Source organism: Oligoflexia bacterium (assembly GCA_034439615.1).
Lineage (GTDB): Bacteria > Bdellovibrionota > Bdellovibrionia > JABDDW01 > JABDDW01 > JAWXAT01.
Genome location: JAWXAT010000010.1, coordinates 62,632 through 70,139, shown reverse-complemented (window position 1 = coordinate 70,139; position 7,508 = coordinate 62,632). Strand labels below are relative to the sequence as shown.

Sequence of the window (7,508 nt, the reverse complement as noted above, 5' to 3'; positions counted from 1 at the left end):
GAAAAGTGCAGCGCCGGGGTGATTGAGCTCAAATAAAAATTCGTCTTCTTCATATCTACGTTCGTGCATATTTTGCGCAAGAATTTTAAGTTGTTTATCTGTAAGATGGGCAAAAAACGGAATGTTTTTTAAAAACGCATTACGCGATATTTCTGCGGATTTATTTTTTCTGAAATTTAAACTCCAAAAAATTGCGTCAGGATGATGTTTTGACATGTTTTCACCTCTAAAATCTCATCGGTAGAAATTTTGGGCAAATGCAGAGATGTTTTAGAAAAAAATCGATCTAGACTTAGGTCGTGATGCTTAGGCCGTCTTCAATTTCAAGCATGGCATCTTCAATTTGTTTAATTGTGAGCCCGGTTGCCGTCACTGTTGCCGCATTACCAGATGGGCCTGACATTATTAGATGCCTTGCATAAATTTTTCCGTCTGGTGAAAGTCGATCAAGAAGGCGTTGAAGATCCATTCGTGCTTCGGGTCGTTTACTGAATTTTTCAATAGTCTCAAGAATCTTAATAGCACGAAGCTCGCCAGGTTTTGCTTCACGTGTTTTTTTAGATTTTTTAATTTGTTCTGATTTTTCAGACATTAAAGTGAGTCCTTTATTCTTCTTGGCGCTCAAGCTTTGCACTGTCAAGTTGTGCGGGAAACCCATTGCCGTGCCAACTCATTTTTTGATAACCAAAGTTTCTAACCTTTTTGTGGTCAACGCTTGCTTTAATAACAGCATTATAGCCTTTTTCGGCAGCCAAAAAGGCCAATCGCAAAATAGTTTCTTCTCGATCTGTGCAATCTTGTACAAGAATCGGATCTTTTGATTTTTCTAAAAGTGGCAAAGGTTTTCTGCGAGCTGTGTCGATGAAAATCACAACTTTTGCGCGTCGTAGAATTTCGTTGTATCTTCTTATGGTCGGTTGAACTTTTGAAGTATAACAAAATGGACAATACTGTTCATGGGAAAGCTCTTCTGGTTTTTGACTCATGAAAGTGTATTTTTCAGTATCAAGAAATTCAGTGCAGTTTTTGCAAATGGCACATGCGCAAAGCCCACATTTAATTGAGGCTTTTGGTGATTTACAACTTATACAAATTACTTCGACCATCTGGCAACACACTCACAAGTTAAATTCGTGTACAACATAACATATCAGCTGCAATGGGGCAACCGACGGGCGCATATTAACCATGAAGAATGTCTATAGCTGGAGTCTTATTTGCCTAAAACATAAGCAAAAATCAGAGGAGCAACAATCGTTGCATCAGATTCGATAATGAATTTGGGAGTTGTTGCATCGAGTTTTTCCCAGGTGATTTTTTCATTTGGAACAGCACCTGAGTAAGAGCCATAGCTTGTCGTAGAATCACTTATCTGGCAAAAGTATCCCCAAAGCGGAACGTCTTTTTCAAGATCTTGTCTCATCATGGGAACTGCGCAAATGGGGAAATCCCCAGCAATACCGCCACCAATTTGAAAAAAACCAACAGAGTGTTTACTCATTTTCTCATACCAATCAGCAAGATTTATCATGTATTCAATCCCGCTCTTCATTGCTCGGGGGGAGAGTTTATTTTGAATACAACGAGCTGAGAAAATATTTCCTAATGTTGAGTCTTCCCAGCCTGGCACAAAAATGGGTAAATTCTTTTTGCAAGCGGCAACGAGCCAGCTGTTTTCTTCAGGAATTTGGTAGCTCTTAACTAATTTTTCACTTCTGATTATTTTATATAAATACTCATGGGGGAAATAGCTCTCTTTTTTATCTGAAGCGCTTGCCCATTCGTCAAGAACGACTCTCTCAATACGACGAATTGCTTCTTCTTCGGGAATACAAGTATCTGTAACGCGATTCAAATGTTGTTCTAATAGTTCTTGTTCTTGTGCAGTGCTAAGTGATCGGTAATCAGGAATTCGTTTATAGTGATTGTGCGCAACGAGGTTGAAAATATCTTCTTCTAAATTTGCACCCGTACATGAAATTCCATGAACCTTATCTTGTCTGATCATTTCGGCTAATGAAATGCCAAGCTCAGCAGTACTCATCGCACCCGCAAGTGTGACAAACATCTTGCCGCCACTTTCAAGATGCTTGTTGTAGCCTTTGGCGGCGTCAACAAGGCTTGCGGCATTGAAGTGCAAAAAATTTTTCTCAATAAATTGTGAAATAGGTCCTTTTGTCATGGACATGAGAGTTACTACGGCTTGTTTTAATTTGCAAGTATTAGCTGGCTTTCTTAAGGCGGTGGTCAACAGGGTTGCTTAATGAATGTGCGGCGATCCGGCGTTCATTTCCACGATATTTTTCACGCAGATTTATGGCAAGGCTTGTGGCAAAAACAAGGCAAATTGCTAGAGGGTCAAATACGCTTACAAATAAGAATATCAAATATTTTGCAACCGTATCCACATCCGTGCCAAGTTCTTTGGCCACATAAATAATGGGGCCGATTTTTGTTTGCGTATTTAAAATTTCAAGTTTCATAACTTGAACTTCTTTTGAAATGCCATCAGATTTTTCTCTGAGTTTTCGAATATAGGGGGCATATTCTTTTTGAAATGCAAATTTTTTGGTAATTCTATTTCGTGGGATTGAATCAATAAATTGTTGCACCTCTTTGATTTCTGCAACGACACGTAAATTTTCGCCTTCAAGAGATTCAATTTTCACAAGTTGAGTTTTTAAACCCAGTGAAGATTTTTGATAGGCGTTAGAGAGATACCCAAAAATACCCATACTCGTGATTGCCACTAGTGCAACTACTGAGATAGAAAGATAATATCGCATGAGATTATTAACATGGCCCCAGTAGCGGTATAAAAAACCTGCAGAAACTATTTTGGCAAATTCAAGTGCTGCGGCCATAAGAGCTACTGACTTGCCGGCACCAGAAAAAAGTTGCGCGAGGCCCACAACGGAAAATGTCGCCCCAATTAAAGAGATCGAAAATGCGGCTATGCTTAAGAGCACAATGTAGAGCCTACTCATGTGTTACTTTTCGGAAATTCTATTAATTTGTTTAATTTTTTATGAAATGATCTCGAGGAAGGTCGAGGTATTAAGGGATGAAAAAACCGCTAATGTCTGGTGTTGCAATGTTTGGGCCTCAAATCACCTCAGTTATAATGCGTTTAGTTGGGGCAAAATAACTCGAGTGAGTAAATGTGGGGCGGTTAAGAAGAGGCGGAACTATAAACTTTGAGTGCACGATTCCATGCCCAGATGAGAAGTAAAAAATAGATAATAGCGGCACTAATAAGGTGTAAAAAAATTAATGGATCAAATTGATCTAAAAACAATCGCGCTGGATAAGACGCCATTAAGCTAAATGGTAAAACGGTAATAAATAAAACCCGTGTCCATCCATTAAAAATACGATCAGGTCTTTCCATAAAACGCGTCATTGGCCAAAATAAGGCGTCAAATCCTCGAGCAGAATGAGTCCAAAAAACAGGAAGTAATGTAATGAGGCGTACTGAAAAATAAAGCAGGGTACCTACGCAGACGTTAAAAAAGAAAAATATTATCTGAAAAAATGAAATGGGGTGCGGGTAATTCATAAATGCCCACGCGACAATTCCTAAGGCGATAATTAAATTAATAAATGAATTAAATGCGAACTCTCTGAGCGATAAAAAAAACAAAGAAGAAACTGGGCGTATTAGATAATAATCAAGATCCCCTTTGTTAACGAGACTTGGCAATATCCACATATTGTTTGAAAATAAGGTCATATTGATGGCGTCAATAAGTAAATACACAGATACAAACACCATCATCTCAGGCTCGCGCCACCCAGCCAGTGCTGGTGTGTGTTTGTAGAGAATGTGAAAAAATGCGAGGTTAACGACATAATAAAGAAGATCCATGATAATGCGAAAAAAGAAATCAATTCGAAATTCCATAGAACGACTCACAGAAAATCGTACGAAGTAACCATAGAGTTTCAAGTAGCGAAGTATCTTCATATCCCTACACCTGAGTACTGGTAAAGCCCTCGCTTGAGTACGGTTTTAGAAACCGTAGCAAAAACTGCTATCCAAAAAAATAATATAAACATTCCTTGTCCCCATTGTGTAAACGAAACTTCACCTGTGAGTGTGCGAATGGGAAATGAAGCAATATAAATAAAGGGAAGATAGCTTAAGATCTCTTGAGCTTGTGGCGTGAATAGTGAGAGTGGAATCATTCCGCCCCCGAGCATTCCGATACAAAAGCGCAACATGACAAGTAAGCTCCAAATACTGTCAGCCCAAAAGGCGATACATTCTAGACTTGCGGTGATGAGAAAAAATAAAATACTTGCGGAGCCTATGGCGATAAATGCCATGACAGTATTTGTTAAGTTAAAGTGAACTGTCGGGGGCACATCAAAGAATATTAAATATATAATCATGATCAAAAAAAATTGAAGCACCCCAATCGTACTCACGGCAATATTTGTTACAAACTTATACCCAAGAAAAGACAGTGGGTAGATAAGATAGCGGGTGAGGCTGCCGTCATAGATCTCATTTGAAATATTTCCTCTTTCGTGTCCGCGAACTAATTTTTCAATTAATGGAACAAGTAGATAATAAACCATCATATGGCCAAACGTGTATCCTCCGATAGTGCTTGCGGAGTTTGCTTCAAATATCGCTTTCCAAAGAAAATATGCGGCTGTGAGATGAATTCCGATTGAGCCTAAAAATTCCATCCAAAAATCAACACGGTAAGAAAAAATTTTTCTAAGCTCAAGAGTGTAGACATCTTTAACCCAGTTAGGAATCAAAGAAAGTCCTTCTTTCCGCGCATGAGTGAAGAAATCACCTCTCCAATGTCTTGTTCTTCAATGGTAAGATCAACAACTGGAAGTAATTTTAAAATTTGAGCAGAAACTTCTGCGATTCTATCTCGTGAAATTTTAACTTTAATGAGTTCAGAAGTTTGAACAATGACATCACTTACATCAATGCCTAACTGACTCGCGATAGAGGTTTGTTCAGTTGAAGTAGAAATTGTATCAAGATGTGCTGAGATTAATTTATGAGAGGTGAATTTTTTAGCTACGTTGCCAATGGGTCCGTCATAAATAAACTGACCTTCTCTGATAATAATAATACGCTCACAAAGACGTGTGATGTCCTCCATGTAGTGAGACGTAACGATCATTGCAGGGTTGTGCAATTTTCTGTAGTGAAGTAAAAACTCACGAATTGCTTTTTGTGCAGCTAAATCAAGACCTATAGTGGGTTCATCTAAAAAAACAATTTTAGGTTGATGTAAGAGTGCTGCAACAAGTTCCATCTTCATGCGCTCACCCAGGCTTAATCTCCGCACCTGAATGTTGAGTTGTTTTTTTACCTGAAGTGCGTTTGTCAAATCGTCTAAAGTTGAATGGTAAAGATCATCGGGAATCTGATAAATTTCTTTTAATAATAAAAAACAATCAGCGGCAGGAAGATCCCACCATAACTGCGCTTTTTGCCCCATGATCAAAGCAATTTGTCGGCGAAAATCATTGTTTCTTTCCCACGGAATGTGTCCAAGCACATGGGCTTCACCCGAGGTGGGGTGAACAATTCCCGCAAGAAGTTTCATGAGTGTGGTTTTACCTGCGCCATTTGAACCGACAAGGCCTACGATTTCACCAGCCTTAACGTCAAAAGATACATCGTTGAGTGCCCACTTATCGAGCCACTTTCTATTAAAAAGTGATCGAATAGAGCCTTTGAGACCCGCTTCTTTTTGATGAACACGAAATACCTTAGATAGACCTTTTACTTGAATCATAGACTAAAAAGTTTAGTCACAAAGGAGTGATGTTGCAAAAACAAACTCATCGTAAAGCCAACTTCGATTTGGTATATTGTTTTAGGACCAATGTCTAAAAATTGATTGTCTCGCGTATTCCCAAAGATTCTTAACCTTGATGTTGATACTCTTATTTTGTGAGTAATGAACAATGGTGCCCTATTACGCGCAGTGCAGATATTATTGGTGATCGTTGGTCATTACTAATCTTGCGCGAACTCATGATGGGGCCCAAGCGATTTAAAACTATTAAAGCGAATATTTCAAGTATTTCCATGGATCAGCTCACGCGTAAACTTGAACATCTCTGTGTAAAAGGCATTATTGTGAGGCAAGAATATTCTGAAGCACCACCTCGCGTAGAATATCAATTAACTGAAATTGGTAAATCGTTTATGCCAGTGTTAAGGCGGGTTTTTATTTGGGCTAATCAAAACATCTGGGGAAAACCTGGGTCACAAGAACAAATAGATGTTTCACTCACTCTAAGACTTATGTGTTCATTTTTAGGGCGTGGAGAAGGGTGTGTGGAGATTAGAGTTTGTCATAGTGGCAAGACGGATTCATATCTTTTGGAACGTGGTGAAACTCAAAACATATCTGTTCGAAATATTTTGCCTCACGAAGTAGTAAATCTTATCGGAGTTCAAAGCGTCGTAACTCTAAATCTAAGAGATTGGATTCGCTTGGTTTCCCAAAAAGAAAATATAAAGAGTGAAAAAATATGGGGAAAAATCGAGGGTGACATCACGGTTTTAAAAAATCTTTTACCTGTATTTGAAAAGATTGAATTTGAATTAACCGCGGTAAAAAATCACCACCCCAATAATAAGAGCCAACACCACGCGATAGACGGCAAATACACCGTATGACCTTGTTTGCAAAAACCTGATTAATCCACCAATTGCTAAGTAACCAAAGATTGCTGCAACGATTACTCCTACGATAAAACTATTTGTAAAATCAGCGGCGGTTAGATGTCGAAGTTTTAAAATACAAGCACCCGCTGTGATGGGCATTGAAAGCATAAATGAAAATCTTGCGGCAGCTCCGCGATCGAGTCCACGTAAGAGACCAGTTGTGATTGTGATGCCAGATCTTGAAATTCCCGGAAACAATGCAAGGCCTTGGGAGATGCCAATGATCACTGCATCTTTTAATGTGAGACTTACGATGTCTCGAGATTTCGGCGCCTTCTTATCCACAATCCACAACGCTATACCCATGCCACTTAGAGTAAATGCGATGAGTTTTGGATTACGAAACACAGTCTCTACATGGTGCTCAAGTAAGAGGCCTAAAATCGCACCCGGTATTGTTGCGATCACAATATAAAGTGCAAGCCTAAGATTGGTGTCGTTATTAAGAGCTCCGGGCTTGAAATGTTTTGGCCGTAAGCGGAGGCAAGCAAGGCTTAATTCGTACCACTCGCGATGAAAATAAATAAGAAGCGCTGTCAGTGTGCCGAAGTGAAGTGCGATATCAAAAGTAAGGCCGTGATCTGGCCAGCCCATAAGCCACGGAACTATAATAAGGTGAGCGGAACTAGAGATGGGGAGAAATTCTCCCAAACCTTGAACGATTCCAAGGATAATGCTTTGAAGAATTGTCATCGCCGCCCTCATTAATTGTTGATCAAAGTAAATGTTATGTAAAATCGTGTAGATAATCCACATCTTCTAATGATTTCAATAACATTGGGCAAGTTTTAGA

The 7,508-nt window shown here is 39.1% G+C and carries 10 protein-coding genes; 1 reads left to right on the top strand and 9 read right to left on the bottom strand.

The annotated features are described in order from the left end of the window. From SGI74_03345 to SGI74_03310, 8 genes are all read right to left on the bottom strand, one after another. A partial coding sequence (locus SGI74_03345) for a hypothetical protein (protein ID MDZ4676521.1) occupies positions 1-216 on the bottom strand: 216 nt, incomplete at its 3' end. Between the two features lie 76 nt (positions 217-292). After that, on the bottom strand, positions 293-592 hold the full coding sequence (locus SGI74_03340) for a hypothetical protein (protein MDZ4676520.1): 300 nt from the start codon (positions 590-592) through the stop codon (positions 293-295). A 13-nt stretch (positions 593-605) separates the two neighbouring features. Beyond that, positions 606-986: a hypothetical protein gene (locus SGI74_03335; protein MDZ4676519.1), complete on the bottom strand. Its 381-nt coding sequence runs from the start codon at positions 984-986 to the stop codon at positions 606-608. Between the two features lie 227 nt (positions 987-1,213). After that, positions 1,214-2,182: a deoxyhypusine synthase family protein gene (locus tag SGI74_03330; GenBank protein MDZ4676518.1), complete on the bottom strand. Its 969-nt coding sequence runs from the start codon at positions 2,180-2,182 to the stop codon at positions 1,214-1,216. Between the two features lie 40 nt (positions 2,183-2,222). Beyond that, the gene (locus SGI74_03325) at positions 2,223-2,987 is read right to left on the bottom strand and encodes a hypothetical protein (protein MDZ4676517.1); all 765 of its coding nucleotides are present in this window, start codon (positions 2,985-2,987) and stop codon (positions 2,223-2,225) included. Positions 2,988-3,172: 185 nt separating this feature from the next. Continuing rightward, a complete protein-coding gene (locus SGI74_03320; protein ID MDZ4676516.1) occupies positions 3,173-3,967 on the bottom strand; it encodes an ABC-2 family transporter protein in 795 nt (264 codons plus the stop codon). After that, complete coding sequence (locus SGI74_03315) at positions 3,964-4,773, bottom strand: ABC-2 family transporter protein (protein ID MDZ4676515.1); 810 nt, start codon at positions 4,771-4,773, stop codon at positions 3,964-3,966. Before SGI74_03315 ends, SGI74_03320 begins: the two co-directional genes overlap by 4 nt. Continuing rightward, a complete protein-coding gene (locus tag SGI74_03310) occupies positions 4,770-5,774 on the bottom strand; it encodes an ATP-binding cassette domain-containing protein (protein ID MDZ4676514.1) in 1,005 nt (334 codons plus the stop codon). Before SGI74_03310 ends, SGI74_03315 begins: the two co-directional genes overlap by 4 nt. A gap of 158 nt (positions 5,775-5,932) precedes the next feature. On the opposite strand from SGI74_03310, the gene SGI74_03305 reads away from it, so the two are divergent. After that, positions 5,933-6,667, top strand: a complete 735-nt coding sequence (locus SGI74_03305; GenBank protein MDZ4676513.1) for a helix-turn-helix domain-containing protein — start codon at positions 5,933-5,935, stop codon at positions 6,665-6,667. Here the strand turns inward: SGI74_03305 and uppP are convergent. After that, positions 6,593-7,408: an undecaprenyl-diphosphatase UppP gene (gene uppP, locus SGI74_03300; protein MDZ4676512.1), complete on the bottom strand. Its 816-nt coding sequence runs from the start codon at positions 7,406-7,408 to the stop codon at positions 6,593-6,595. The two genes, SGI74_03305 and uppP, sit on opposite strands and share 75 nt — an antisense overlap. Positions 7,409-7,508: the final 100 nt, after the last annotated feature.